We start from the raw sequence: 25,813 nt of genomic DNA, 5'->3' as shown, positions 1-25,813 counted from the left end.
AGGACAGCGGCAGGATAGGTTTCATAGGTTTCGTCTCTGGTACAGGATGAGGAAGGCACTCTATAAGCGGTATAGAGTGTTTTTTTCGTATAATGTGATCAGCCAGGGACAGAATATGCAGATAAGATTTGTGTAAAAAGTTCCAGATATAGAAAGACAAAAAAGCAGAGGAGAAAAAATATGGATAATACGTTTGAAAAGCGCAAGAAAATTATCTATGATTTGATCTGTGATGATTTCTATGTGCCTATGAAGATCAAGGAAATTGCGATGCTCCTTCAGATTCCGCGGGAGCAGAGGGAAGAATTGAAGGAAGTGCTCAATGCCCTGGAAGCGGAGGGCAGGATCTATGTATCCAAGCGCGGAAAGTACGCCAAAGGACAGGCGAAGCGCCTTACAGGAACTTTCCAGGCCAATGCCAGAGGCTTTGGCTTTATCAGCCGGGAGGGTGAGGAAGAGGACATCTATATAGCGGAAGAAAACAGGGGCGGCGCTTTCCAGGGAGACGAGGTGGAATTTGTCATCGTCCGGCAGAAGGATGACTCGGACCGCGGCAGGAAGCGGACCGAGGGGAAGATCGTGGGTGTGTTGTCCCACAGGACAGTCAGCATCGTGGGCCTCTATGAAAAGAGCAGGAACTACGGATTTGTTCGGCCCGACGACCAGAGGATCATGAAGGATATCTACATCCCGGCAGGCAGGGAAAAGGGCGCCATGACCGGGCATAAAGTGGTCGTGGAACTGACTTCCTACGGCGGCGATCAGAAGAACCCGGAGGGCTTTGTGTCGGAAGTGATCGGCCACATCAATGACCCCGGGACGGACATCATGTCAATTGTAAAGGGTTTTGACCTTCCGGTGGAATTTCCGGAAAAGGTGATGAACCAGGCCGAACGGGTGGGGAAGGACGTGACTCCGGCCGATATGGCAGGCCGCAGGGATCTGCGGGATTGGCAGATGGTGACCATTGACGGCGAGGACGCGAAGGATCTGGACGATGCCGTGTCCCTTACTAAGGAAGGGGACTGCTACCGGCTGGGCGTGCACATTGCGGATGTGACCAATTATGTCCAGGAGAACAGCGCGCTGGACCGGGAGGCATTAAAGCGCGGAACCAGCGTATACCTTTCGGACCGGGTGATCCCCATGCTGCCCCACAAGCTGTCCAACGGAATCTGCTCCCTCAACGCGGGGGAGGACCGTCTGGCCCTGAGCTGTATTATGCGGGTAAATGCAAAAGGGGAAGTGGTGGATTCGGAGATCGCGGAGACGGTGATCTGTGTGGACGAGCGCATGAGCTATACCAGCGTAGCGAAGATCCTGGAAGAACAGGACCCTGAGGAGATCAGACGGTATGAGGGGCTGGTTCCCCTGTTTGAGCGGATGGCGGAGCTGTCCCGTATTCTGCGTAAGAAGCGGCATCAGAGGGGTTCCATAGATTTCGATTTTCCGGAGACGAAGATGATGCTGGATGAAAACGGAAGGCCCGTGGAGATCAGACCTTACGACCGGAATGTGGCGACCAAGCTGATTGAGGACTTTATGCTTCTGGCAAATGAAACCGTGGCCGAGGAGTATTACTGGAGGCAGCTTCCCTTTTTGTACCGGACCCACGAGACTCCGGATGACGATAAGATTAGAAAACTGAGCACGTTTATCGATAATTTCGGCTATCATATCCATGTGGGAAACGAGGTGCGTCCGAAAGAGGTGCAGAAGCTTCTGGGCAAGGTGGAGGGAACTCCTGAGGAAGCGCTGATCAGCCGCCTGGCGCTGAGATCTATGAAGCAGGCCAAGTATACGTGGGAAAATACGGGGCATTTCGGGCTGGCGGCCAAGTATTATACGCATTTTACCTCACCCATCCGCAGGTATCCGGATCTGCAGATCCACCGGATTATCAAGGAGAATATCCGAGGCCGCATGACGGAGGATAGGATGGCGCATTATGAAAAGATCCTTCCGGAGGTGGCGATGCAGTCCAGCGTCATGGAACGGCGCGCGGAGGAAGCGGAGCGGGAGACCGTAAAATTAAAAAAAGTGGAATATATGCAGGAGCGGATCGGGGAAGAATTTGAAGGCGTGATTTCCGGAATCACAAAATGGGGGGCTTATGTGGAGCTGCCCAATACGATTGAGGGACTGGTACATGTGGTCAATATGACGGACGACCATTATGAATACTGGGAAGACCGCCATGAACTGATCGGGGAGCGCACCCATCATGTCTACAGGCTGGGGCAGACCGTACGGGTCCGGGTTCTGGAGACAGACAGGGTGCAGAGGACGATACAGTTCGGATTCGTGTCATGACCCGGGACTGGAGACCGCGGCCCAATCAACGGACAGCGGCCGGATTTTAAAGAGAAAGGCATACATTATGGGCAAGGCAGAGGGCAAGTTGATCGCGAATAATAAAAAAGCATACCATGATTATTTTATCCTGGAAAAATACGAGGCGGGGCTCGTGCTTCACGGAACGGAGGTGAAGTCCCTGCGGATGGGACAGTGCAGCATCAAGGAGTCGTTTATCCGTGTGGAGGACAGAGAGATGTTTATCTATGGAATGCATATCTCGCCTTACGAAAAAGGAAATATTTTCAATAAAGACCCCCTTCGGGTGAGGAAGCTCCTTCTTCACAAAAAAGAGATTGATAAGATCTTCGGAAAGATGAAGGAAAAGGGCAATACGGTGGTTCCCCTCAGGGTGTATTTCAGCGGCAGCCTGGTGAAGCTTGAGATCGGGCTGGCGAAGGGAAAGAAGCAGTATGATAAGCGGGACGATATCGCCAAAAAGGATCAGAAGCGGGAGGCCCAGAGAGAGTTCAAGGTGCGGAATCTGTAAGGCTCTTTTTCCTCCGCTTTGAAAGCGGCTGCGGCAAAGAAACATACAAAAAAAAGAGTGAAAATTTGTGCAACATATCGGTTTGAAACGGTTGTTTTCTAAAGTCGGGTATGCTATCATTTTACGTGGAGTTAGTTGCATAAGCGGATGCCGGACGAAGATAGAAAGACCTGCGTAAATTCTGCCTGCGGCAGCTTTTACGGGGCGGCGGACACAGCGAGGTCCGCATTTGGTCCGGTGCACCGCGGTACTATGTAATTCGGAACGGGAGGATGAATCATGAGCAGAAAAAAAGCGGCCAGGGCCAAGAAAGACAACATCAAGAAACAGGTGCAAAACGCTGCGGAAGTGACAGAAACGACAAAGGCACAGGAGACAGCCGGGCAGGCAGCAACCGGAGAGATCCCTTCTCCTGATGTGCAGACGGAAGCAGAGACAGCGGAGTCCGAGACAGAAGTAAAAGAAGCAGCAGAGACAGTGGAAGAGGCAGAGCCAAAGGAAGCAGAGAAGATAGAGGAAAAAGCAGAGCCTGAGGAGTCTGAGAAGATAGAGGAAAAAGCAGAGCCTGAGGAGTCTGAGAAGATAGAGGAAAAAGCAGAGTCGAAGGAGTCTGAGAAGATAGAGGAAAAAGCAGAACTGGAAGCGGCTGAGAAAGCGGCGCCTGCAGAGGAGAAGAAGGCGGCTTCTGAGCTTACAGAGGAAGAGAAAAACCGCCAGGAGGAAGAATACAAAAGAAGATTCCAGCGCCATTTTGATGAACTGAAATGGCTTTATACTGAAGTGTACGGCAATGATTCCATGTTTGCGGAGCTGTGCGACAACCTTCACCGGTTCTATGAGGAACGAAACCTGGAACTGAAGGAATCAGACCGGAAGCGGGAGGAGAATCCGAACTGGTACAAGCAGAACGATATGCTTGGAATGATGCTTTACATAGATAATTTCGCGGGAAATATCAAAGGGGTAGAAGCCAGGCTGGACTATCTGGAAAAGAGCAATGTGAATTACATCCATCTGATGCCGTTTCTGGAGACTCCGAAAGGAAGATCCGACGGCGGATACGCAGTTTCAGATTTCCGGAAGGTACAGGAAAATCTGGGAACCATGGAAGACCTGGAAAGCCTGACCGCGGCGTGCCGCAAGAAGAACATGAATGTATGTATGGATTTTGTCATGAACCATACCTCGGAGGATCATGAGTGGGCGAAGCGCGCGCGCCAGGGCGACGGCGAATATATGAGCCGGTATTTCTTCTATGACAATGACGCCATCCCGCAGCAGTATGAGCGCACTGTGCCCCAGGTATTCCCGACTACGGCGCCTGGGAACTTTACCTGGCTGGATGATATCAAGCATTATGTAATGACGACGTTTTATCCCTATCAGTGGGATTTGAATTATAAAAACCCAAGGGTATTCAATGAGATGATGTACAATTTTCTGTTTTTTGCAAATAAGGGAATTGATGTCATTCGAATCGATGCGGTGCCCTACATATGGAAAGAACTGAATACGGACTGCAGGAACCTGCCAAGGGTACACACCATTGTACGTATGATGCGTATGATCGGTGAGATCGTCTGCCCGGGTATCCTCCTTCTGGGAGAAGTGGTTATGGAACCGGAGAAGGTGGTGCCTTATTTTGGAACCGTGGAAAAACCGGAATGCCATATGCTCTACAATGTGACCACGATGGCCACCACATGGCACACGGTAGCCACCAGGGATGTACGGCTTCTCAAGCGGCAGCTTGATATTGTGAATAATCTGCCGAAGGAGTATGTATTCCTGAATTATCTGCGCTGCCACGATGACATCGGATGGGGGCTGGATTATCCGACTCTGGAGAAGGAAGGGATACATGAGCGCACCCACAAGCAGTATCTGAACGACTATTTCCGCGGCTATACCGGCAACAGCACCAGCCGGGGCGTGCTTTACAATGAGGATCTGGTGCTTGGAGACGCGCGTTTCTGTGGCACTACCGCATCCATGTGCGGAATCGAAAAGGCAGGCTTTGAAGAGGACGCACAGGCCATGGAGAGGGCGATCCAGATGGACGTGATGCTGCACGCCTATATGTTTATGCAGTCCGGGATTCCGGTGCTGTACAGCGGAGATGAGATGGGACAGGTCAACGACTATACCTATAAGGAGGACCCGGATAAGGTAGAGGATTCCCGCTATATCCACCGGGGAGCTATGAGATGGGATCTGGCGAAGAATATCACGGATTCCGAAACGGTTGAAGGAAAGCTGTTCGGCAGGCTGAACCAGTTGGAAGAGATCCGAAAATCCGAGAAGGTATTCGTGACCAACGCCAATGTATGGACGGTAGAGACCTGGGAGCAGGGAGTGCTTTGCATCGGAAGATACTTCGAAGGGGAGAAGCTGTTCGGGCTGTTCAATTTCAGCGAATATGACAAGATCGCGTGGATCAACGAGATCGACGGAAGCTATGTGGATCTGATCTCCGGAGAAGAAATCCAGCCGGCAGGCGTACATATCCCTCCATACGGCTTCTACTACCTGAAAAGGCAGGCGTGATAAAGGAAATTAATTCGTATCTGTACAAGCAGGTGCATTAATTTAAAGAATCAGTATAGAAAGAAGGAGGTCAAAGATATGGGATTTTTGACAGGAAAGACAGTAATCATCACAGGCGGAGGAAGAGCGGTTCTGCGTGACGGAAGATGCGGCTCCATCGGATACGGAATTGCGACCGCATACGCAAAAGAAGGTGCGAATATCGTCATCACAGGGCGGAATGTGCAGAAGCTGACTGACGCCAAGGAAGAATTGGAGAAGCTTTACAATGTCAAGGTTCTGCCGATTCAGGCGGATGTCAGCGCCGGTTCAGACAATGAGGCGGTCGTTGAAAATGTGGTAAAGCAGGCCATGGATGCGTTCGGAAGAATTGATGTTCTGATCAACAACGCCCAGGCTTCTGCTTCCGGAGTAACCCTTGCGGATCACACGACAGACCAGTTTAATCTGGCATTGTACTCCGGACTGTATGCAACCTTCTACTATATGAAAGCCTGCTATCCGCATCTGAAAGAGACAAAGGGCTCTGTGATCAACTTCGCGTCCGGCGCGGGATTATTCGGAAACTTCGGACAGTGCGCGTATGCGGCTGCAAAAGAAGGCATCCGCGGACTGACCCGCGTGGCGGCAACCGAGTGGGGCAAGGACGGAATCAATGTCAACATCGTGTGCCCGTTGGCCTGGACCGCACAGCTTGAGAACTTTGAGGCAGCTTATCCGGATGCTTTCAAGGCGAATGTGCATATGCCGCCGGCAGGACATTACGGAGACGCGGAGCTGGAGATCGGGCGTGTCTGCGTGCAGCTTGCTTCTCCGGACTTCAAGTATATGTCCGGCGAGACGATCACTCTGGAAGGCGGAATGGGACAGAGACCGTAAGAAACCGTATCAGATATGTAAAAAAGAACCGGTGCGCCGGATGAAAAAACAGAAATGTATCATATGAAAGAAATCCCGGGGAATGTCTCCGGGATTTCACTTTTTTTATTATTTCGTTCCAAAGATGCGGTCGCCGGCGTCGCCGAGTCCCGGGCAGATGTAGGCGGCCTCGTTCAGCTCCCTGTCCAGATGCCCGACATAGACCTGTACGTCCGGGTGGGCCTTCGTGAGACGCTCGATTCCTTCCGGTGCGGCGATGATAAACATGCATTTGATTGTTTTGCCGCCGTGTTTTTTGATAAAGTCCACTGCGGCTACCGCCGAGCCCCCTGTAGCGAGCATGGGATCGACAACCACGATCTGGCGCTGTTCAATAGGCACCGGGAGCTTGCAGTAGTATTCATGCGGCTCGTGAGTCTCAGGATCGCGGTAAAGCCCGATATGCCCGATCTTAGCTGACGGGACAAGCGTCGTGATGCCGTTCACCATCCCCAATCCGGCACGCAGGACGGGAACGACGGCCAGCTTCTTGCCGGCAAGCATCGGTGTCATGCATGTCTCGATGGGGGTCTCTACCTCCACATCCTCCAGCGGCAGATCCCTGAAAGCTTCGAAACCGATCAGGACGGCAATCTCTTCTACCAGCCTGCGGAACTCATTGGTTCCGGTTTCTTTTTTGCGGAGCAGGGAAATCTTGTGCTGAATCAAAGGATGATCCATAATAAATACGTTTTTCATGTGTTATACCTCTGTTTTTCTATAGATGCTTTTTCTGTAGATACTATGGACATTTTAGCGAAACTTCAGTGTAAAGTCAATCCCGGTTCGCAAATCCATCTTCCGGCTTCCAGGTTTGGGGAAATTATGCTAAGATAAAAGCAGGAAAAATGACGAAAAGGAGAAGAAGCCATGTATGATGTGATCTTATTTGATCTGGACGGGACATTGACGGATTCCGGGCTGGGAATTACCAATTCCGTGGCATATGCATTAAAAAAGTACGGGATTGAAGTGACAGATAGAACGGAGCTGTACAAATTTATCGGACCGCCGTTAAGGGAATCCTTTGAGAAATATTACGGATTTTCCGCAAAGGAAGCCGAAAAGGCGGTGGAGTATTACAGAGAGTACTATGTGGACAAGGGGATTTTCGAAAATACGGTATATTTTGGCATAGAGGATCTGTTGAAAGAGATCCGGAATTCCGGAAAAAGGGCCATTGTGGCGACCTCAAAGCCCCAGGTCTTTGCAAAAAGGATTCTGGAGCATTTCGGCCTGGCGGACTATTTTGAACAGATCACAGGCGCGAGCCTGGACGAAACCCGCACAAAAAAGGATGAGGTAATCGCCTATGTGCTTGAGACCTGCGATATTCCGGATCGGTCCAGGGTGCTGATGGTGGGCGACCGGGAGCATGATATTCTGGGAGCCAAAAAAAACGGGATCGACTCCCTGGGCGTACTGTTCGGATATGGGGACTATACGGAATTGAAGGAGGCAGGGGCTTCCTATATCGCAGAGACTGTAAAAGATATCTATCCGGTTGTCTTCGGATCCTGAGAAAAGTGCGTCATCGTATGCCGAAAGCCTGCCGCCTTTTGGCGTACGATGACAGGAAAAAACAGGAAGCCTGTGCTAAAAGCTTCCTGTTTCCTGAGATATTTTTTCTTTTGTATTCAGAATCATTTCTTTGAGTTCCTCAATCCGGCTGTCCTCCATCCGGTCCTTCGGCGCGGAGATACTCAGTGCATAAGAGGGTTTGCCCTGGAAGCTTTTCAGGGATACGGCAATGCAGCGGACGCCGGGTTCATTTTCCTCATTGTCCAGGGAATAGCCGTTTCTCCGGATCTTGCGGATCTCCTCCTGAAAATCAGCCAAATCAGTGATGGTATATTCCGTTATCTTCCGAATATCGCTTTGCTCCCAGACGGAACGGATTTTTTCATCCGGCATATCGGCCAGCATCGCCTTGCCCACTCCGGAGCAGTAGAGTGGGATGCTTTTTCCCACCATGGACACGAGACGCACCGAGTTCCGGGGAGATTCCACTTTGTCGATGTAGACCGCATGGATATGGTCGATCTGTACCAGATGGACGGTTTCGCCGCTGCGTTCCGCGAGCTGCTTGATATAAGGACGGGCTATATCGATCATACTGTTTTGGGAAAGGATCTGGTTGGAGATCCTGCAGAATTTGAAGCTAAGGCTGTATTTCAGAGTTTCGGTATCCTGCCGGACATAATCCATACAGATGAGCGAGTTTAAGATCCGGTGGACGGTGCTCTTGTTGAGCCCCAGCTCATTGCTCAGATCCTGCAGGCCTGTAGGGCCGGACTGCGCCAGATATTCGATGGTATGGAAGATGCGTTCCGATACCTGGATCGGGTTCTTGGATTCCATGTGCTTCACCTCTTGTCGTATTGGCCAGTATTTTGACCATGTGGTATTGTAGCATGTTTATGAAAAAAGAGCAAATGATATTGCAAAAAGAGGGACATACTAATTATTATGAAAAATCTTTCTGGAAAAGGTTGACAATCTTTCAATGTGGAGTATAATAAAAGCATGAAGTTCATAATATGAAATTGAATTTCATATTATGAAACTAAAAGATAAGGAGAATAATCATGGGAGAAGTAGCAGAAAAGATTCAGAAGATGGGTGTTGTACCGGTTGTTGTGCTGAACGACGCGAAGGACGCCGCGCCGCTGGCAAAGGCGTTGTGCGGGGGCGGACTTCCCTGCGCGGAAGTGACGTTCCGCACGGATGCGGCGGAAGAGTCGATCCGGATGATGACGACAGAGTATCCGGAGATGTTCGTAGGGGCAGGTACGGTGCTCACCATCGACCAGGTTGACCGTGCAGTGAATGCAGGGGCAAAGTTTATCGTAAGCCCGGGATTTGACCCGGAGATCGTGGACTACTGTCTTGAAAAGAATATCCCGGTATTTCCAGGATGCATCACCCCTTCCGAGGTAGCACAGGCGGTAAAAAGAGGCTTGAAGATCGTGAAGTTTTTCCCGGCAGAGCAGTTCGGCGGGGTGGCGACGATCAAAGCGATGGCCGCGCCTTATGTGGGACTGAAATTTATGCCTACAGGCGGGGTCAATGCAAAGAATCTGGAAAGCTATCTGAGCTGCGATAAGATCATCGCATGCGGCGGAAGCTGGATGGTAAAAGGCGACCTGGTGAGAGACGGGAAGTTTGATGAGATTCAGAAAATGACAGAAGAAGCAGTGAAGCTGGTTGCAGACATCAGAAGCAGGTAGGACAGGATCTGTATCCGGGGAAGGACAGAAGGGAAAGGTGAAAAACAATGGCAAAAAAAGTGGTAACGTTTGGTGAGATCATGCTGCGGCTCGCGCCGGAGGGATATTATCGGTTTGTACAGGCGGATAAGCTGGGGGCCACATACGGAGGCGGTGAGGCCAATGTAGCGGTTTCTCTGGCAAATTACGGGTTCGACGCAGCATTTGTAACAAAGCTTCCGAAGCATGAGATCGGACAGGCTGCGATCAACTCTCTGAGAAAATTCGGGGTAGATACTTCCCATATTGCGCGGGGCGGAGACCGTGTGGGCATTTATTTCCTGGAAAAAGGAGCGTCCCAGAGACCATCCAAGGTTATCTATGACAGGGCGGGCTCTTCCATCTATACGGCGGCTAAGGAGGACTTTGACTGGAAAGCGATCTTTGACGGCGCCGAGTGGTTCCACTTTACAGGTATTACACCGGCCCTCAACGACGGTGTGGCTGCGATCTGCCTGGATGCCTGCAAGGCGGCAAAAGAGGCAGGCGTGAAGATCTCCTGCGACCTGAACTACCGGAACAAGCTGTGGAGCAAGGAAAAGGCCGGCCAGGTGATGGGCGAGCTGTGCAAATATGTGGATGTCTGCATTGCGAATGAAGAGGACGCGGCGGACGTATTTGGAATCCATGCGGCCAATACAGATGTGACCGCAGGCGAAGTAAACCGGGAAGGCTACAAGGACGTGGCAAGACAGCTTGCAGACCGCTTCGGATTTGAGAAGGTGGCGATCACGCTCCGGGAGTCCATTTCGGCCAATGACAACAACTGGTCCGCCATGCTGTTTGACGGAACGGATTACTATTTCAGTAAAAAGTACAAGATGCACATTGTAGACCGCGTAGGCGGCGGAGACAGCTTCGGCGGCGGACTCATCGCCGCAGTGCTGGGCGGCTATGACCCGCAGGCTTCCATAGAATTTGCGGTGGCGGCGTCCTGTCTCAAGCACTCCATTGAGGGTGATTATAACATGGTATCTATGGACGAAGTCGCAAAACTTGCCGGCGGCGATGCTTCCGGCCGTGTCCAGAGATAATATACAGTACTGTGCGGCGGATTGATCCGTCGCTCAGTATCAAAATTCGGAACAGAAGTGCCTGAAGCTCTGTTCCGGACATTTCTCCCATTTTGCTGATTGGAAACAGGGCTGTCACTTGTGGCAGCCCTGTTCCGCGCAAAAAACAACTGAAATTATAAAAAAGGTCTTGTAATATTTTGGCATAACGTGTTAGTATATATTCATTGAGCGTCGGCTGGCAGGAAATAGATTCTTGACAGCCGACCTTCTTAACGGGGGGAGAATCATGCATAACAAAAAATGGGAGGAGAGATGAAACATAATGGAATATCTGAAGAAATTATTTGCTCCGGTTGACATGACAGTGGGAAAGCCATGGGAAAATATACTGATATTTACGGTTCCCATGCTGATCGGGAATATTGCGCAGCAGCTTTATAATACGGTAGACAGCGTGGTGGTCGGCAACTTTGTAGGCGACAACGCGCTGGCCGCGGTAGGGAGCGCGGGGCCCATCCTGAATCTGCTGATCGTGCTGTTTATCGGGATCAGTATGGGCGCAAGCATCATGGTGTCTCAGTATTTCGGCGCAAAGAACCGGAAGGATCTGTCCAGCACGATTGGAAACTGTATCGTACTGACTGCTTTGGCGTCCATATTTGTCATGGTGGTGGCTACGATGCTGACAAGGCCCCTGCTTCTGCTTTTGAAGACACCGGACAGCATCATTGACTGGTGTACCTCTTATCTCCATATTCTCTTTATCGGGTCTGCGGGGCTTGCTTACTACAATATCCTGAGCGGCGTCCTGCGGGGACTGGGCGATTCCATCTCGGCGCTGGTCTATCTGATCGTGGCTAGTATCCTGAATATCATCCTGGACCTGGTATTTGTCGTATATTTCGGTATGGGAGTAGATGGCGTGGCGCTTGCGACGGCTATCGCACAGGGCATTTCCGCACTGCTCTGCGTCCGCAGGCTGATGCAGATGAAGGATTTGTTTGACCTGAATCGGGAATATCTGAAAATGACGAAGTACCATTCCATGAATATCGTCCGTCTGGGCGTGCCTTCCGGTGTGACGCAGGCAATCCTGTCGATGGCGATGCTGGTGGTGCAGTCTCTGACCAACAGCTTCGGAGAGCAGTTTATCGCGGCAAACGTGATCGTCATGCGTGTGGACGGATTTGCCATGCTGCCGAACTTTTCCTTCGGAACGGCAATGACCACATATGCGGGACAGAACGTAGGTGCAGGAGCCTATGACCGTGTGGCGAAGGGGGCAAAGCAGGGGACGTTCATGGCAATTGGCACGTCGGCCGTGATTACAGGGCTGATCCTGTTATTCGGGAAAAGCCTGATGGGAATTTTTACCAATACGGAAAGTCTGGTTACGCTGAGTATGAATATGATGTGCATCCTGGCAGTGGGCTATATCGCCATGGCGGTGACCCAGTCCCTGTCCGGCGTGATGAGAGGCGCCGGAGATACGATGACTCCCATGTGGATCTCCATGGTCACCACCATTATTGTCAGGGTTCCGCTGGCTTACGGACTGGTATACCTGACCCGGAGCGAGCAGTTCCCCCAGGGAAGAAAAGAATGCATCTTCATATCCTTGCTGCTCTCCTGGATCGTCGGGGCGCTGGCTACGGCTCTTTTCTACAGGAAAGGAAAATGGAGGAAGACTGCGCTGCGTTAAGAATACTGCAGAGAAACGGATATGTAAGAGATAAAAGGGATGGGTGAAAGCAAATGACAAAGAAAGCGCTTGCCGCAGAGATCATAGAACGTTTGAAAAAGGAATACCCTGTCGCGGAGTGCAGCCTGGACTTTGACCAGGCATGGAAGCTGCTGGTCAGCGTCCGCCTGGCCGCGCAGTGTACGGACGCCCGGGTCAATGTGGTGGTGGAAGAGCTGTACGGAACATATCCGGATGTGGATGCCCTGGCAGCGGCCGACGCGGAGGACATTGAGAAGATTGTGCGCCCCTGCGGCCTTGGAAAAAGTAAGGCGCGGGATATCAGCGCCTGTATGAAGATCCTCAGAGACCAGTACGGCGGAAAGGTGCCGGATGATTTTGACGCCCTTTTGAAGCTGCCGGGGGTAGGCAGGAAGAGCGCCAACCTGATCATGGGGGACATATTCGGCAAACCTGCCATCGTCACGGACACCCACTGTATCCGGCTGGTCAACCGGATGGGACTGGTAGACGGGATCAAGGATCCGAAAAAAGTAGAGATGGAGCTGTGGAAGCTGATTCCTCCCGAGGAGGGGAGCGACTTCTGCCACCGCCTGGTGTATCACGGCCGGGATGTCTGCACCGCACGGACAAGCCCATTCTGCGGTCAGTGCTGTGTTGCGGACATCTGTGCAAAAAAGCTCTGATTTGAAGCAGCTTTGATTTGAAAAATCGGAATACGAAAAAAACAGTTGTATCTTGGAGTGGAAAATAATATAATAGGTATGGTCAAAGAAGGCTCTGCATGGCAGAGCCATTTATCAATACTTTTCTATGGCAAATTTTAAAATAAGAAGGTAGAAAAAATGGGAAAATATTTTGGAACTGACGGCTTCCGGGGAGAAGCCAATGTTGTCCTGACCGTAGAGCATGCATTCAAAGTGGGACGCTACCTGGGCTGGTATTTCGGACAGGAGCACAAAGCAAGGATCGTCATCGGAAAAGACACCAGAAGAAGCAGTTACATGTTCGAGTACGCGCTGGCGGCCGGGCTGACGGCATCCGGGGCGGACGCATATCTGCTCCATGTCACTACCACGCCCAGCGTATCCTATGTGGTAAGGACAGAGGATTTTGACTGCGGCATTATGATTTCTGCAAGCCACAATCCCTATTATGATAACGGGATCAAGGTGATCAACAAAAAAGGCCATAAGATGGAGGCAGAGGTCGAAGAGAAGATTGAGAACTACATTGACGGGGTGACAGGAGAGCTGCCGCTGGCAGCGAAAGAGCAGATCGGACGTACGATTGATTATGCGGCGGGGAGAAACCGGTATATCGGCCACCTCATTTCACTGGCTACCCGTTCCTTCAAGGATATGCGTATCGGTCTGGACTGCGCGAACGGCAGCGCTTCGAGCATTGCCAAAAGCGTATTTGACGCTTTGGGGGCAAAGACCTACGTGATCAGCAATGAGCCGGACGGACTCAATATCAACCAGAACTGCGGTTCTACGCATATCGAAGTGCTCCAGGAATTTGTAAAAGAGAAAAAGCTGGACGCGGGCTTTGCCTATGATGGGGATGCGGACCGTTGTATCGCTGTCGATGAGAATGGTAAGATTGTGGACGGTGACCTGGTGCTTTATATGTGCGGCAAATACCTGATGGAACAGGGAAGGCTGGCAGGCAATACGATCGTTACCACGGTGATGTCGAACCTGGGGCTTTACAAAGCCTGCGACAAGATTGGTATGAAGTATGAGCAGACCGCGGTAGGCGACAAATATGTATATGAAAACATGATGAACAACGGGTTTGTCCTGGGCGGCGAGCAGTCGGGACATATCATTTTCAGTAAGCACGCGAGAACCGGAGACGGTATACTGACGTCTCTGATGATCATGGAAGTGATCATGGAAAAGAAACAGACGCTTGCAAAATTATGCGAGGACGTCAAGATTTATCCCCAGCTTCTGAAAAATGTGCGGGTTACTGACAAGAAAACGGCCAGGGAGAACCCGGCAGTGCAGAAAGCGGTGGAGGATGTGGCGGCGGCGCTGGGAAGCGACGGAAGGATTCTGGTCCGTGAGAGCGGTACGGAACCTGTGATCCGCGTGATGGTAGAGGCGGCCACAGACGAGATCTGCAGGCAGCATGTAGAGCAGGTGATTGATGTGATCCGGGCGGAGGGTCTGGAAGCCGTACAGTAATTGCATGCAGAATAAAAAATCAGCAGGAAAGGACGCAGCAAATCTAATTTTGTTACGTCCTTTCCTGCGTTTTGGGCGGGGGAAACAGATACCCTTCGCCAGATAAATGGAAAACATCCGTTCAGCTTACGATTATGGTGGGATATCCGGCCCGCTTTAAGTCCTGTTCCATTTCTGCGGCATCCTCCAGATTCTCAAAGCTGCCTACACGTACACGGAAAAAGCCGTCCCCTTCTACGATGGAAGCCGTATAATCCTGTTCCAGCAGTTCGTTCAGCAGCCGGTTGGCGTAGGCCGGGTTGCGGAAGGAGCCGACCTGTACGTAGTAAACCGACGGATCAGGAACAGAATCCGGGTGATTCAGCGTATCCAGGATTCCGGAGGCGATTGCCTGGGCAATGTCATCAAAATTTTCATCAAACAACGCATTGTCCGTGTTGGAATTTATAAACCCGGCTTCCACCAGGACCGCAGGCATTTTCGTCCTGTTCAGGACGATCAGGTTGGGGCGGGCTTCGACTCCAAGATTGACAAAGCCCACCGCTTCCAACTGGTCATTGATATTTTCCGCCATCTCCAGTTTGATCCCGGAGAGGTTGTAGACCAGTGACTGGACACCGGAGACTACATTATCAGTGGGAAACGAGTTGCGGTGGATGGAAACAAAATAATCCACGCCGGCGTTGTTGGCTTCCATTGCTTTTTCATAGGGGGACTGGTAGATATCGGTCGTTCTTGTGTACTCCACGTCCAGTCCGTGGTTTTGAAGGATCTCACCGACAGCCAGGGTCAGGCGGAGCGTATCGTCCTTTTCCTGGCGGCCGTTATAGACTGCACCGGGATCGCGGCCGCCGTGGCCGGCATCCAGCATGATTGAAATAGGCATAGCAGCGTTTCCTTTCATAAACTTCTTTTTTGTATCCGCAGAAAAATTGAACAGATACTTTCTATCAAAATATGACGGGAAACCCGGAAGTGTGCAAAAGGAACTCAAAAAAGCCGCTCTGTACAGCAGCGACTTTTTCAGACGGAGAGTGTGGGATTCGAACCCACGTGCCCAGTAAAGGACAACTGCATTTCGAGTGCAGCTCGTTATGACCACTTCGATAACTCTCCAAAATCAGCAGATAACCGGCGGTTTGTGACCGCCGAATCTGTCGTCAAAATATAACCCCAAGGGGGATTCTGTTACGGCCGTCGGGCCGTGATACAAAGTATCAAATATATGGAAGCAAGGCTGCTGCTAGTCAGCAGCCTCACGTTCTTCCTCTTCGTCATGTTCCGGACTAGGCAGATCCTTTTCCGGAAGGTATATATGCACAAGCTCTACCCGGTTCTTATCCAGGCGGTCTACGATCATGCGGATACCATCCTCGGTCGTAAATTCATCGCCCACCTCAGGCAGACGGTCCAGGCGCTGAATGATGAAGCCTCCGAGGGAATCATAATCCTCCGACTCCAGCTCCAGATCCAGCCGGTCGTTGAGATCATCCAGGCTCAGGGAGCCTTCTACAATATACTCCAGATCATTCACCTTCTGAACGAAATTCTCTTCGTTCTCATCGTACTCATCGTGGATCTCACCGACGATCTCCTCGAGAATATCCTCCAGTGTGATCAGTCCGGCGGTCTCGCCGTATTCGTCCAATACGATGGCAATGTTGAATGAAGCGTCACGCATCTCTACAAGCAGTTCGGAGATGCTCTTATACTCATAAGTGAAATAGGCTTCCCGGAGAATATCCCGTACGTGGAAGTGCTCCCTGTTGTCGAACAGAAGCAAATCCTTCATATTGATCGTTCCGATGACATTGTCCGTGGTATCTTCATACACGGGAAGTCGGGTATACTTGTCCTCTTTAAAAATCTCTAACAGTTCATGGTAAGTACTGTTGACGTCCGCAAATGTCACATGCACCCTGGGAACCATGACATCCTTTGCACGGGCATCTCCCAGGTCGAATACATTGTAGATCATCTCCTTCTCTTCGGATTCGATCACGCCGTCCTCATGGCTGACATCTACAATTGTACGAAGCTCATCCTCGGTCATGGCATTGTTCTTCGCGTTCGGGTCGATCCGAAGAAGGAACAATACGCCCCGGGATAACAGATTTACGATAAAAATGACCGGAGTCATGACCGTCATAAATATCTTGATGATCGGAATATACGCCAGCGCAAGCTTGCTGGAATTGATCGTGGCCGCATTCTTCGGGGTAATCTCACCGAAAATGAGGATTGCCACGGTCAGGATACCGGTCGCGATGCTGACCATTGCTCCGCCCAGACTGTACGCTAATGTGGTAGTCAGGGACGCGGCGTAGAGATTCACGATGTTATTCCCAATTAAAATGGCACTCAGCATCTTGGGAGAATGGTTCTCCGTAATATCCAGCACGGTTGCCGCCCGCTTATTGCCGTCCTCTGCAAGGGAGCGCATCTTGATCTTGCTTACCGTGGTAAGGGCTGTCTCCGCAGAAGAGAAAAAGGCTGATAACAACAACAGGATAAACAATATGAAAAATTGTATGGCGTCACTCGGGTCCAATGATATCTTCAACTCCTTTTACTTTAAACTCGACGAGTATACCAGTTAACTATACATCATTCCCGCGAAATTTGCAAGTTGAATTTCGATTCGTTTTATTGTATATTGATATTACAGTGTGACTTTGAACAGCAACCTTATAGAATGAATGGAGACGGTGTATGGATTTGTATCAGGAATTATGCAGAATATTGGGTGAGGACAATGTGCTTAAGGATGAGCCGATGAGCAGACATACCACGTTTCGGGTGGGCGGCCCGGCGGATTTGTTTGTGACTCCGGAGGAAGAAGGGCAGGTGCAGAAGGCCCTGGCTGCCATCCGGGCGGCGGGGGTTCCCTTTTATATTGTGGGAAACGGGAGCAACCTGCTGGTAGGGGATCTGGGTTACCGGGGCGTGATCCTGCAGATCTATCAGAAGATGAACCGGATTCAGATCCGGGATTCGGTGATTCATGCCCAGGCCGGCGCGCTGCTTTCGAAAATCGCGGCAGAAGCCCAGGCCGGTGCGCTGTCCGGATTCGAATTTGCTTCCGGGATTCCGGGGACGCTGGGAGGCGCGGTGATGATGAATGCCGGAGCTTACGGCGGGGAGATGAAGCAGGTGCTCATCGAGGCCCGGGTTCTGAGTGCGGAGGGAGCATTTGAGGACATTCTGGCGGAGGATATGGAACTGGGCTACCGGACCAGCGTTTTCTCCAGGAACAAGGGCCTGGTTCTGGGCGCATCCATACACCTGGAACCGGGAGACCCGGAGAAGATCCGGGAACGCATGGAGGAGCTCAAAACACAGCGTACTTCCAAGCAGCCGTTGGAATATCCCAGCGCTGGAAGTACTTTCAAACGGCCGGAGGGATATTTTGCCGGGAAACTGATTCAGGATGCCGGGCTGCGCGGATTTCAGGTGGGCGGAGCGCAGGTATCCGAAAAGCACTGCGGGTTCGTAATCAACAAAGACCGGGCTTCGGCAAAGGATATCCGCTCCCTGATGGAGCAGGTGTCGGAAAAGGTATACGCACAGTTCGGAGTACGGCTGGAGCCGGAAGTCAAGATGATCGGAGAGTTTTAGGGGACGATCCGGAAGGAGAAAGGACAGGTGGCAGGTAAGATGCGGTTTGTCATAGTAACGGGAATGTCGGGGGCGGGAAAGTCCACCGCATTGAAGATGCTGGAAGATATGGGGTATTTCTGCGTGGATAACCTGCCGGTTCCGCTTATGCCCAAGTTTGCGGAAATGCTCATGCTTCCGGATGCGGAGATCAGCCAGGCGGCGCTGGGGGTTGATATCCGGAACGGACAGGCGCTGGACGGGATCGAAGAACAGTTAAGCCATATGGACGCCCAGGGTATCCGGTATGAAATTCTGTTTTTGGATGCCCGGGACAACGTACTTGTCAAGCGGTACAAGGAGACACGCAGACAGCACCCGCTGGGCGGCATCGGCAGGGTGGATATCGGGATCGCAAAAGAACGGGAACGGATTGCGTTCTTAAAGATGCAGGCAACGTATATACTGGATACAAGCAAGATGCTTACCAGGGAACTAAAGCAGGCGCTGGAAAAGATCTTCGTGGAAGGAAAGGAATTTAAGAATCTGTACATTTCCGTGATGTCGTTTGGCTTCAAATACGGGATTCCGCAGGACGCGGATCTGGTCTTTGACGTGCGATTCCTGCCCAATCCTTACTATATAGAAGGGCTTAAGGAAAAAACAGGAAACGACCGGGAGGTTCAGGAGTATGTCATGGACAACGACCGGGCGCAGGCGTTTGTGGAAAAGCTTATGGGGCTGATGGACTTCCTGCTTCCGAATTATATTCTGGAAGGGAAGAATCAGCTTGTGATCGGAATCGGGTGTACCGGAGGAAAGCACCGTTCCGTCACATTGGCGAATGTCATGTACCAGTATATGCAGAAAAAGGAGCATTATGGCGTGCGGATCGAACACAGGGATATCGAAAAGGACGCCATTGTAAAAGCGCACTGAAAGGCGGGAAGCGGACATGTCATTTTCTGGGAATGTAAAGGAAGAACTTTCCAGGAGCCTGAGCACGGCCAGACACTGCCAGATCGCGGAACTGGCGGCTTTGCTGAGCATTTGCGGTTCCATTGCCATAGGCAGCAGAGACCAGTACTGCCTGAAAATCCACACGGAAAATCAGGCTGTTGCAAGAAAAGTCTTTACATTGATCGAAAAAACATTTAATATAGATGCTGATATCTCAATTCGGAAGAACATGACGAAGAAGAGTGTTGTCTATGCGGTGGTCGTCAGACGGCACGGCGATGCGCTGCGGATACTCCAGGCGGCGAAGCTGATTGACGAGCCCGGGAGGGAATTTGAGGAGGTACGCATTGCGAATCCGATCGTGGTTCAGCAGACCTGCTGCAGGCGGGCGTTTATCCGGGGGGCTTTTCTGGCTGCGGGATCTATGAGCGATCCGGCCAAGTCCTACCACTTTGAGATCGTCTGCGGAGCCGAGTCGATGGCGGTACAGATCCAGAAGCTGATCCGCAGCTTTGCGATGGACGCCAAGATCGTACCGAGGAAGAAGTCATATGTTGTCTATCTGAAAGAAGGTTCTCAGATTGTAGATATCCTGAATGTCATGGAAGCGCATGTATCCTTGATGGAACTGGAAAATGTCAGGATTTTGAAGGAGATGCGCAACACGGTAAATCGTAAGGTAAACTGTGAAACTGCAAACATTAACAAAACCGTCTCCGCTGCGGTGAGGCAGATGGAGAATATTACATACTTGCGCGACACTATCGGTTTTGAAAAATTGCCGGAAGGGCTGGAAGAGGTGGCGCTTGCCCGCCTGTCCCATCCGGACGCATCATTGAAAGAGCTGGGGGGAATCTTGTCTCCGCCGGTTGGGAAATCTGGGGTAAATCACAGACTTCGAAAGCTGGAGGAATTGGCAGAAAAAGTGAAACAAGAACAAGGAGGGTCAGGATTATGATTGAAATGCCAGTTGTCGTAAGACAGGAAAAGGGGCTTGACGGAAGACCGATTGCATTATTGGTACAGGAAGCAAGTCAGTATGCAAGTAAAGTGTATATCAAGGTAGAGGACAAGAGCATCAATGCGAAGAGCATTATGGGGATGATGAGTCTGAGCCTTTCAGAAGGGGAAGAGGTTACGATCTTCACAGAGGGGGAGGATGAAGAGAAAGCCGCAGAGGGGATCAAAACATTTTTTATGACATCAAAATAATTTCATATTGTTTTCCGAGTATAAAGTTCTGTCTGTGAGTTAATATTTTTCATAACAGGATATGACAGAAGAGGAGTTTTTGCCTGTAACGGGGAGATGAAAGAATTATGAAGAAGATGCTGTTTATTTATAATCCGAATGCAGGGACAGGTGTATTAAAACCAAAGCTTGCAGATGTGATTGATATCTTGGTAAAAGGCGGCTATGAGGTCACCACATATCCGACTCAGTGCTATCACGATGCGTTGGCGAAGACAGTCACTTATACGGAAGATTATGACATCATTGTGTGCAGCGGCGGGGATGGGACGCTGGACGAAGTGGTGACAGGGGTTTCCAAACGCGGAGGAAAGGTGCCCATCGGATATATCCCGGCTGGGACTACCAACGATTTTGCGCACAGCCTGCATATTTCCGGCAATATACTGGAGGCGGCGGATGTGGCGGTCAACGGAGTTCCGTTTCCCTGCGACGTGGGAAAGTTCAACGACGATTATTTTGTCTATATTGCGGCGTTCGGCCTGTTTACAGACGTGTCCTACGGGACGAAGCAGAGTATGAAAAACGTGCTGGGGCATCTGGCATATATCCTGGAAGGCTCAAAGCAGATATTCAATATTCCGGCTTACCATGTCCGGGTGGAACATGACGGGGAAGTGATTGAGGATGATTTCATGTTCGGCATGGTAACCAATTCACGGTCGGTGGGCGGTTTCAAGGGGATCATCGGAAAGGATGTCATATTTGACGACGGCCTGTTTGAGGTGACGCTGATCAAGACGCCGAAGAACCCCATCGCTCTGAATGAGATCATTGCGTCGCTCGTGATCAAGCAGATCGACTCCAACCACGTATACTCATTCCGCTCCGGGGAGATCCATTTCGAGTCTGTGGAAGAGATCCCCTGGACTCTGGACGGCGAATTTGGCGGGGAGCACGATGAAGTGACCATATTGAACAAGAAGCAGGGGCTTCTGATTATGGTAGCGGAAGATACGAAGGCGCGTTTGGAAGTAAAGAAAGAAGAGCTTCTGGAGAAGATCAAAGAGGAAGAAGGACTGGAGATCTGACATTCTGCTTCCAGGTGAACAGAATCTGGCAGTGCAGGATGCGGATTTTAAGATGGCGGTAGGGGATTCCCTGCCGCCGATTGTATTATTCATGGTACTGGGGCAAAAAAAGAGAGGAGAGCAGATCATGAGCAACAAAGAAAGGGCAATACAGCTTCTGGATGTAATTGATGAAGAAAGGATGGTTTATGTTGTCGGCATACTGGAAAACTTGACCGGCTTTGGGGAAATTCCAAACAATGAAACGATAGCAGCCATGAAGGAGCTGGAAAACGGAGGCGGTGAATGTTTTGACACACTGGATGAATTGTGGAAGAGTCTGGAGCTAACCAGAACCGGCACACATTCCGACTTGTTCAGGCAATAAAAAACGGAACTCTACATAAACAGTAAAGTTCCGGGTAATAATGATAGTGACTCCAAGGGGAATCGAACCCCTGATTCCAGCGTGAGAGGCTAGCGTCTTAACCGCTTGACCATGGAGCCATATATTGCACTTCTGATCCAGTCTGAATCGTTCTGTCTCACAAGCAAGATTGATTATATCACATGATTTGCAATAGTGCAAGCATAAAATTATTTTTTTATGCAAATTGATTGTAAATTCTTTCTGGAATTGTTTGGCAGAAATGGTTTACATTCCTACATTCATTTGGTAGTATGGAAATATCAGAGTTTAGGCGGCGGATTTGTCCTGTACAGTCGGGGGAACTGCTGCGTATTCAGCAATATAGAATGAGGAGGCTGACAACATGAGAATTATTGAAGCAAACGACTACAAGGATATGAGCAGGAAAGCGGCGAATATCATTTCCGCACAGGTGATTATGAAGCCGGACAGCGTATTAGGGCTGGCTACCGGGTCCACACCGATCGGGCTTTATGAGCAGTTGGTGGAATGGTACAAAAAGGGGGATCTGGATTTTTCAAAGATCTCTACCGTGAACCTGGACGAGTATAAGGGGCTGGACCGGGAAAATGACCAGAGCTACTATTATTTCATGCACGATCATCTGTTCAACCATGTAAATATCCGTCCGGAATGTACCAACGTGCCGAATGGAATGGAGCCCGACGCGGAGAAAGAATGCAGAAGATATGAAGCGCTGATCGACAGCCTGGGCGGCGCGGATCTGCAGCTTCTCGGTCTGGGTCATAACGGGCATATCGGATTCAATGAGCCTGCTCCTGTATTTGAGAAGATGACACACTGCGTAGATCTTACGGAAAGCACAATTGAGGCAAACAAGCGCTTCTTCGCTTCCGCGGATGAGGTGCCGAAGCAGGCGTATACCATGGGAATCGGTACGATCATGAAGGCGAAGAAGATCCTTGTGGTTGTCAGCGGGGAGGATAAGGCAGAGATCGTAGCGAAAGCATTTTCAGGGGATGTGACACCGGAAGTACCGGCATCCATCCTGCAGATGCATCAGGATGTGACCGTAGTAGCGGACAAGGCGGCGCTGTCTAAGCTCTCTCTTTCATAGGGGAAGACTTTGAGAAAGTAATGAGGCATAGGATATGGTAATAAAAAATGTATTGGTATATGGAGAAGACCAGGTTTTTACAGAAGGCGAAATCTATATAAAAGAAGGACAGTTTGCGGCGGAAGCGGCAGGTAACGATGAGACGGTGGACGGGGAAGGCTGCTTTGCCATCCCGGGGCTTATAGATATCCATTTTCACGGATGCGTGGGGGATGATTTCTGCGACGCGTCTGGGGAGGCCATCGGACGGATGGCAGAGTATGAGGCTTCCAGTGGTATCACGTCGATCTGCCCCGCTACGATGACGCTGGAAGAGAAGCTGCTTCATGAGATCATGAGTACGGCAGGAGATTACAAGAAGCAGGAAAAATCAGGCGCGGGAGAAGAAGGTAGAGCGAAGCTGGTGGGCATCAATATGGAAGGCCCGTTTATCAGTGCAAAAAAGAAAGGCGCACAGGCTGCGGACCATATCCGTCCCTGCAGTGTGCCGCTGTACCGGAAGCTGCAGGAAGAATCCGGCGGCCTCATCCGTCTGGTAGATATTGCGCCGGAGACAGAAGGCGCAATGGAATTTATTGACCAGGTAAAGGATGAGACGGTCATTTCGATTGCGCACACGACGGCGGATTATGATACCGCATCGGAAGCATTGGCAAGGGGGGCCAGCCATGTGACCCACCTGTACAATGCCATGCCCCCTCTGAACCACCGGGACCCGGGAGTGATCGGAGCCGCGCGGGATGCGGAAAACTGCCATGTGGAGCTGATCTGCGACGGCATCCATATCCATCCTGCCGTAGTGCGTGCAACCTTTGAGATGTTTGGGGCAGAGCGGGTGATCCTGATCAGCGACAGTATGCGTGCTACCGGGCTGACCGACGGAGAGTATACGCTGGGCGGACAGGATGTGTATGTGAAGGGAGCGAAAGCCACCCTGGCCGACGGGACCATTGCCGGTTCCGCGACGAACCTGATGGGATGCCTGCGCAGGGCTGTCCTAGATATGGAGATCCCGCTGGAAACGGCGGTAGGCTGCGCAACGGCCAATCCGGCCCGGGAGATCGGGATCTATGACCGGTGCGGAAGCATCACGCCGGGAAAGGATGCGGACCTGGTTCTGCTGGATAAGGACCTGCAGGTGAAGGCTGTATATATAAATGGAAGAAAGCTTGTGAAATGATCAGGCTTTGCAGCAGTAAGGGACTGTCATGGAATGTGATTTCATGGCAGTTCCTTACTGCTGCAAAGCAAACCAGATAGAACCGATAGTACCAGACAGCTTTGCCGGAGGTATTTGCTGGGCAGACGGGGAAGTTCTGACAAAAGAAGAGGAGAGGTACGACAATGATAAAAGTAAAAGAATACAGAGGCCATATCCGGAATTGGGAAGCGCTGTGCGGGGAACTGGACATTGATCCTTCTCTGGCCCGCGGGGAGCGGGAGGAGGCGATCCTGGCAAAAGCATACAAGACATGGGGATGCCGGATGGCAGACCACATGTACGGGATGTTTGCCTTCGCATTGTGGGACGAGGAGGAAGAGACTCTGTTCTGTCTTCGAGACCAGTTCGGGACGAAGCCGTTCTATTACTATCAGACAGAGGACGGAAGGCTGCTCTATGGCACAACGATCCGAAGAATTATGGAACAGCCCGGATTTGTGAAGGAACTTAACGAGGATATGCTGCAGATCTACCTGACTCTGACCTACGGCGCAGGAGAGGATACATTTTTTAAGGGGGTGAAAAAGCTGCTGCCCGGGCGGTATCTGATCTGGAAAGACGGAAAGGTTACGGTGGAGCGCTACTGGACGCCGAGCTTTCATCCGGATGAGAGCAAGTCCCTGGAGGACTGGGCCGATGAAATCCACAGCACCATCGGGCAGATCATGCCGGAGGTGAAAGCAAAGGACGAGACGGCAGAATCTTTCCTGTCCGGCGGTGTGGACTCTTCCTATGTGCTGGCCATGTCCGACGCGAAGACGGCAGATACATGCGGCTATGCGGAGGAACGCTTCGACGAGTCCAGGCTGGCGGCGGAGACGGGAAGGATTCTGGGCCGGGAGTGTTTCCGCAGCCTGATCACGCCTGACCAGTATTTCAGCATCGTGCCTTATGTCATGTACCATATGGAGCAGCCTTTGGGGGATGCCTCGGCCATCGTGTTTGCCATCGCCTGCCAGGATACAGCGAAGCACACGAAGCTGTGCTATTCCGGGGAAGGGGCGGATGAATTTTTCGGTGGCTACAATATGTACCGCAATGCGGAGCGCTACGGGGAGAATCTCAAGACCTTTTATGTGGGCAATACCAATATTATGAAGGAAGACGAGAAGAAGCGGATTCTGAAGCGGTATGATGAGACGAATCTTCCGATCAATCTGGTCAGGGATATCTATGAGGAGATCGAAGGACTTGACCCGCTGTCTAAAATGTCAGATATCGACATCCAGATCTGGCTGGAAGGGGACATTTATCTCAATGTGGACAAGATGAGCACGGCGGCAGGTCTGGAGATCCGAATGCCGCTCACCGACATGCGGATCTTCGACATCGCATCCCGGATGCCCTCCCGGTACAAGGTGAACGAAGAGCAGAACAAGGTGGCGTTCCGTACCGCGGCGGCAAAGATGCTGCCGGAGGAGATCGCTTTCCGTAAGAAGCTGGGCTTCATCGTACCCATCCGCATCTGGATGGCAGACGACCGGTATAATCAGGATGTGCGGAGACTCTTCCAGAGTGAGATTGCGGAGAAGTTCTTCCACGTGGAGGAGATCAACGGGATTTTTGAGGATTACATAGGAGGCAATTCGGACAACTGGAGGAAGGTGTGGACGATCTATACGTTCCTGGTGTGGTATGAGGAATATTTTGTGAAGCGGTAAAAGCAGAGAACAGTTCCTAAAGCAGCATCATTTTGAAGAATCTGTAACGGAATATTGCTCCATATTATTAAGTGAGAAAAGGAGGGATATACCTTGAAGCCAGCAGCAAAAC

At 51.0% G+C, this 25,813-nt stretch carries 23 protein-coding genes and 2 tRNA genes; 19 read left to right on the top strand and 6 right to left on the bottom strand.

The window, feature by feature from the left end; translation table 11 throughout:
• Window positions 1-180: 180 nt before the first annotated feature.
• The 4 genes from rnr to EBB54_RS17635 all read left to right on the top strand — a co-directional run bounded on the left by rnr (window position 181) and on the right by EBB54_RS17635 (window position 6,271).
• Window positions 181-2,313: a ribonuclease R gene (rnr, locus tag EBB54_RS17650; RefSeq protein WP_125128393.1), complete on the top strand. Its 2,133-nt coding sequence runs from the start codon at window positions 181-183 to the stop codon at window positions 2,311-2,313.
• A 67-nt stretch (window positions 2,314-2,380) separates the two neighbouring features.
• Window positions 2,381-2,845, top strand: a complete 465-nt coding sequence (gene smpB, locus EBB54_RS17645; protein ID WP_004078120.1) for an SsrA-binding protein SmpB — start codon at window positions 2,381-2,383, stop codon at window positions 2,843-2,845.
• Between the two features lie 279 nt (window positions 2,846-3,124).
• A complete protein-coding gene (locus EBB54_RS17640) occupies window positions 3,125-5,392 on the top strand; it encodes an amylosucrase (protein ID WP_125128392.1) in 2,268 nt (755 codons plus the stop codon).
• Between the two features lie 78 nt (window positions 5,393-5,470).
• Entirely contained in the window at window positions 5,471-6,271 is an 801-nt protein-coding gene (locus EBB54_RS17635; protein ID WP_004078116.1) for an SDR family NAD(P)-dependent oxidoreductase, read from the top strand.
• Between the two features lie 108 nt (window positions 6,272-6,379).
• On the opposite strand, the gene upp is transcribed toward EBB54_RS17635, so the two are convergent.
• Complete coding sequence (gene upp, locus EBB54_RS17630; RefSeq protein ID WP_004078114.1) at window positions 6,380-7,009, bottom strand: uracil phosphoribosyltransferase; 630 nt, start codon at window positions 7,007-7,009, stop codon at window positions 6,380-6,382.
• 171 nt (window positions 7,010-7,180) lie between these two features.
• Here upp and EBB54_RS17625 point away from each other — a divergent pair, with 171 nt between their 5' ends.
• Window positions 7,181-7,831, top strand: a complete 651-nt coding sequence (locus EBB54_RS17625; RefSeq protein ID WP_125128391.1) for an HAD family hydrolase — start codon at window positions 7,181-7,183, stop codon at window positions 7,829-7,831.
• A 75-nt stretch (window positions 7,832-7,906) separates the two neighbouring features.
• Here EBB54_RS17625 and EBB54_RS17620 read toward each other — a convergent pair whose 3' ends face one another.
• Window positions 7,907-8,671: an IclR family transcriptional regulator gene (locus EBB54_RS17620; protein WP_004078111.1), complete on the bottom strand. Its 765-nt coding sequence runs from the start codon at window positions 8,669-8,671 to the stop codon at window positions 7,907-7,909.
• A gap of 227 nt (window positions 8,672-8,898) precedes the next feature.
• On the opposite strand from EBB54_RS17620, the gene EBB54_RS17615 reads away from it, so the two are divergent.
• The 5 genes from EBB54_RS17615 to glmM all read left to right on the top strand — a co-directional run bounded on the left by EBB54_RS17615 (window position 8,899) and on the right by glmM (window position 14,492).
• Window positions 8,899-9,540, top strand: a complete 642-nt coding sequence (locus tag EBB54_RS17615; protein WP_004078109.1) for a bifunctional 4-hydroxy-2-oxoglutarate aldolase/2-dehydro-3-deoxy-phosphogluconate aldolase — start codon at window positions 8,899-8,901, stop codon at window positions 9,538-9,540.
• A 47-nt stretch (window positions 9,541-9,587) separates the two neighbouring features.
• Window positions 9,588-10,613, top strand: a complete 1,026-nt coding sequence (locus tag EBB54_RS17610; protein ID WP_125128390.1) for a sugar kinase — start codon at window positions 9,588-9,590, stop codon at window positions 10,611-10,613.
• A 304-nt stretch (window positions 10,614-10,917) separates the two neighbouring features.
• A complete protein-coding gene (locus tag EBB54_RS17605; RefSeq protein WP_193554365.1) occupies window positions 10,918-12,297 on the top strand; it encodes an MATE family efflux transporter in 1,380 nt (459 codons plus the stop codon).
• A 53-nt stretch (window positions 12,298-12,350) separates the two neighbouring features.
• Window positions 12,351-12,983: an endonuclease III domain-containing protein gene (locus EBB54_RS17600; RefSeq protein ID WP_004078103.1), complete on the top strand. Its 633-nt coding sequence runs from the start codon at window positions 12,351-12,353 to the stop codon at window positions 12,981-12,983.
• 159 nt (window positions 12,984-13,142) lie between these two features.
• A complete protein-coding gene (gene glmM, locus EBB54_RS17595; RefSeq protein WP_125128388.1) occupies window positions 13,143-14,492 on the top strand; it encodes a phosphoglucosamine mutase in 1,350 nt (449 codons plus the stop codon).
• Between the two features lie 121 nt (window positions 14,493-14,613).
• Here the strand turns inward: glmM and EBB54_RS17590 are convergent, their stop codons facing one another.
• From EBB54_RS17590 to EBB54_RS17580, 3 genes are all read right to left on the bottom strand, one after another.
• Window positions 14,614-15,378: an N-acetylmuramoyl-L-alanine amidase gene (locus EBB54_RS17590; protein WP_004078093.1), complete on the bottom strand. Its 765-nt coding sequence runs from the start codon at window positions 15,376-15,378 to the stop codon at window positions 14,614-14,616.
• Between the two features lie 142 nt (window positions 15,379-15,520).
• Window positions 15,521-15,608: transfer RNA gene (locus tag EBB54_RS17585), tRNA-Ser, on the bottom strand.
• Between the two features lie 127 nt (window positions 15,609-15,735).
• Window positions 15,736-17,043, bottom strand: coding sequence for an HlyC/CorC family transporter (locus EBB54_RS17580; RefSeq protein WP_125128387.1), 1,308 nt, complete (start codon window positions 17,041-17,043; stop codon window positions 15,736-15,738).
• A gap of 161 nt (window positions 17,044-17,204) precedes the next feature.
• Between EBB54_RS17580 and murB the strand changes: the two genes are divergently transcribed.
• The 6 genes from murB (at window position 17,205) to EBB54_RS17550 (ending at window position 21,698) form a co-directional block, all read left to right on the top strand.
• Entirely contained in the window at window positions 17,205-18,110 is a 906-nt protein-coding gene (gene murB / locus EBB54_RS17575) for a UDP-N-acetylmuramate dehydrogenase (RefSeq protein ID WP_125128386.1), read from the top strand.
• A 39-nt stretch (window positions 18,111-18,149) separates the two neighbouring features.
• A complete protein-coding gene (gene rapZ / locus EBB54_RS17570; RefSeq protein WP_125130873.1) occupies window positions 18,150-19,028 on the top strand; it encodes an RNase adapter RapZ in 879 nt (292 codons plus the stop codon).
• A 16-nt stretch (window positions 19,029-19,044) separates the two neighbouring features.
• Window positions 19,045-20,007 carry a DNA-binding protein WhiA gene (gene whiA / locus EBB54_RS17565; protein WP_125128385.1) on the top strand — a complete coding sequence of 321 codons (963 nt, stop codon included), beginning with the start codon at window positions 19,045-19,047 and terminating at the stop codon, window positions 20,005-20,007.
• Complete coding sequence (locus tag EBB54_RS17560) at window positions 20,004-20,261, top strand: HPr family phosphocarrier protein (protein ID WP_004078084.1); 258 nt, start codon at window positions 20,004-20,006, stop codon at window positions 20,259-20,261. Before whiA ends, EBB54_RS17560 begins: the two co-directional genes overlap by 4 nt.
• Window positions 20,262-20,368: 107 nt before the next feature.
• Window positions 20,369-21,331, top strand: a complete 963-nt coding sequence (locus tag EBB54_RS17555) for a diacylglycerol/lipid kinase family protein (RefSeq protein ID WP_125128384.1) — start codon at window positions 20,369-20,371, stop codon at window positions 21,329-21,331.
• Window positions 21,332-21,458: 127 nt separating this feature from the next.
• Window positions 21,459-21,698, top strand: a complete 240-nt coding sequence (locus tag EBB54_RS17550) for a hypothetical protein (protein ID WP_125130871.1) — start codon at window positions 21,459-21,461, stop codon at window positions 21,696-21,698.
• Window positions 21,699-21,745: 47 nt separating this feature from the next.
• On the opposite strand, the gene EBB54_RS17545 is transcribed toward EBB54_RS17550, so the two are convergent.
• Window positions 21,746-21,817: transfer RNA gene (locus EBB54_RS17545), tRNA-Glu, on the bottom strand.
• A gap of 266 nt (window positions 21,818-22,083) precedes the next feature.
• Between EBB54_RS17545 and nagB the strand changes: the two genes are divergently transcribed.
• The 3 genes from nagB to EBB54_RS17530 all read left to right on the top strand — a co-directional run bounded on the left by nagB (window position 22,084) and on the right by EBB54_RS17530 (window position 25,701).
• Window positions 22,084-22,818 (top strand): glucosamine-6-phosphate deaminase, encoded by a 735-nt coding sequence (gene nagB / locus EBB54_RS17540; protein WP_004078082.1) that lies wholly within the window; start codon window positions 22,084-22,086, stop codon window positions 22,816-22,818.
• Window positions 22,819-22,852: 34 nt separating this feature from the next.
• The gene (gene nagA, locus EBB54_RS17535) at window positions 22,853-23,998 is read left to right on the top strand and encodes an N-acetylglucosamine-6-phosphate deacetylase (RefSeq protein WP_004078081.1); all 1,146 of its coding nucleotides are present in this window, start codon (window positions 22,853-22,855) and stop codon (window positions 23,996-23,998) included.
• 164 nt (window positions 23,999-24,162) lie between these two features.
• Entirely contained in the window at window positions 24,163-25,701 is a 1,539-nt protein-coding gene (locus EBB54_RS17530) for an asparagine synthetase B family protein (RefSeq protein WP_125128383.1), read from the top strand.
• Window positions 25,702-25,813 lie beyond the last annotated feature (112 nt).

The organism is Schaedlerella arabinosiphila (assembly GCF_003885045.1).
GTDB lineage: Bacteria > Bacillota > Clostridia > Lachnospirales > Lachnospiraceae > Schaedlerella > Schaedlerella arabinosiphila.
Note: the sequence above shows the minus strand (reverse complement) of the source record. Positions and strands in the feature narration are given on the sequence as shown.

Coding starts and splice junctions, on each gene's coding strand:
- rnr (WP_125128393.1), top strand. CDS start 181: ATGGATAATACGTTTGAAAAGCGCAAGAAAATTATCTATGATTTGATC.
- smpB (WP_004078120.1), top strand. CDS start 2,381: ATGGGCAAGGCAGAGGGCAAGTTGATCGCGAATAATAAAAAAGCATAC.
- EBB54_RS17640 (WP_125128392.1), top strand. CDS start 3,125: ATGAGCAGAAAAAAAGCGGCCAGGGCCAAGAAAGACAACATCAAGAAA.
- EBB54_RS17635 (WP_004078116.1), top strand. CDS start 5,471: ATGGGATTTTTGACAGGAAAGACAGTAATCATCACAGGCGGAGGAAGA.
- upp (WP_004078114.1), bottom strand. CDS start 7,009: ATGAAAAACGTATTTATTATGGATCATCCTTTGATTCAGCACAAGATT.
- EBB54_RS17625 (WP_125128391.1), top strand. CDS start 7,181: ATGTATGATGTGATCTTATTTGATCTGGACGGGACATTGACGGATTCC.
- EBB54_RS17620 (WP_004078111.1), bottom strand. CDS start 8,671: ATGGAATCCAAGAACCCGATCCAGGTATCGGAACGCATCTTCCATACC.
- EBB54_RS17615 (WP_004078109.1), top strand. CDS start 8,899: ATGGGAGAAGTAGCAGAAAAGATTCAGAAGATGGGTGTTGTACCGGTT.
- EBB54_RS17610 (WP_125128390.1), top strand. CDS start 9,588: ATGGCAAAAAAAGTGGTAACGTTTGGTGAGATCATGCTGCGGCTCGCG.
- EBB54_RS17605 (WP_193554365.1), top strand. CDS start 10,918: ATGGAATATCTGAAGAAATTATTTGCTCCGGTTGACATGACAGTGGGA.
- EBB54_RS17600 (WP_004078103.1), top strand. CDS start 12,351: ATGACAAAGAAAGCGCTTGCCGCAGAGATCATAGAACGTTTGAAAAAG.
- glmM (WP_125128388.1), top strand. CDS start 13,143: ATGGGAAAATATTTTGGAACTGACGGCTTCCGGGGAGAAGCCAATGTT.
- EBB54_RS17590 (WP_004078093.1), bottom strand. CDS start 15,378: ATGCCTATTTCAATCATGCTGGATGCCGGCCACGGCGGCCGCGATCCC.
- murB (WP_125128386.1), top strand. CDS start 17,205: ATGGATTTGTATCAGGAATTATGCAGAATATTGGGTGAGGACAATGTG.
- rapZ (WP_125130873.1), top strand. CDS start 18,150: ATGCGGTTTGTCATAGTAACGGGAATGTCGGGGGCGGGAAAGTCCACC.
- whiA (WP_125128385.1), top strand. CDS start 19,045: ATGTCATTTTCTGGGAATGTAAAGGAAGAACTTTCCAGGAGCCTGAGC.
- EBB54_RS17560 (WP_004078084.1), top strand. CDS start 20,004: ATGATTGAAATGCCAGTTGTCGTAAGACAGGAAAAGGGGCTTGACGGA.
- EBB54_RS17555 (WP_125128384.1), top strand. CDS start 20,369: ATGAAGAAGATGCTGTTTATTTATAATCCGAATGCAGGGACAGGTGTA.
- EBB54_RS17550 (WP_125130871.1), top strand. CDS start 21,459: ATGAGCAACAAAGAAAGGGCAATACAGCTTCTGGATGTAATTGATGAA.
- nagB (WP_004078082.1), top strand. CDS start 22,084: ATGAGAATTATTGAAGCAAACGACTACAAGGATATGAGCAGGAAAGCG.
- nagA (WP_004078081.1), top strand. CDS start 22,853: ATGGTAATAAAAAATGTATTGGTATATGGAGAAGACCAGGTTTTTACA.
- EBB54_RS17530 (WP_125128383.1), top strand. CDS start 24,163: ATGATAAAAGTAAAAGAATACAGAGGCCATATCCGGAATTGGGAAGCG.